Here is an 880-nt window from a genome sequence, read left to right on the forward strand (position 1 = left end):
AGGAATTGCAAAAGAGCGAACACAGCAATTAAGCAGCTCTGAGAGAGACAAAGGGACAGAGTTTAGCTTCTTGACACAGCAGCAAGCCCCGTTTCTTTCAAAGAATCTATGATTTTGGGGACAAAATTTGGGGACAAAAGATTATAAAATAATATTTTTTAGCTCTGTCATCATGGCGGTTTTAAGGATTCCCATCTTTACAGACAACTGATAGTAGGAGAGAATGCTTATTAAGATGCTGAGAGAGAGGCTTCCTATTGGTCTGTGTTTTTTTCTTGGCATCTTTTATTGCAGGGCCCATCATAGTCTTGACCGGGCAATTGAAAACAACATTCAGCAGCTGGAAGAAGCAACCCAGCAACGAGACAAAGCGATCACTCTCTAAAACGCTACAGGGAAAACGTGACCAGGAGCTTGTGATATTCGTTATCCTCGGTATCCAGAGTTTGAGGATATTGGGCATTTTATTTTCTATGCTTATTTTCGCATTGCATTATTCTTTTATCAAGCGTACGAAATTGTTCTGCAGAGTGACTGAGGAACTGAAAAAAGTGCGTAAAGAGTGTGATACAGCGATGGAGCAGGTATGGGTGATATGCAAAAGCACGATATATTTTTATGGATCTTCTTAAACAAGGAGTTTTTGCTCTCTCTAGCAATAAATCGGTGGAGCATTTTGTCCTTCATTTCTTCAAGATCCATTGCTTTAAATGTGCAAAGATATTCTCTATTGCGTCTATAAGACGCGCAAGATCAACAACAAACAGAAAGATGATGAATACGAGCCATTTTATACAGCGAGACATCACCTTTATACTTTGATAGGTGAGGATCATTTCCTGAAGCATTTCTTTTTCTGCTTCTGTGAGTTCTGTCGTTT

Annotated in this window: 1 protein-coding gene; it reads right to left on the minus strand. The window is 39.4% G+C overall.

What is annotated here, in order from left to right; genetic code table 11:
• Positions 1-683 precede the first annotated feature (683 nt).
• Positions 684-880, minus strand: a 197-nt coding sequence (locus tag ACFIK8_RS09055) for a hypothetical protein (RefSeq protein WP_375669231.1), incomplete at its 5' end; no start/stop codon positions are given.

It is taken from the genome of Bartonella sp. MR168JLCBS (assembly GCF_042194175.1).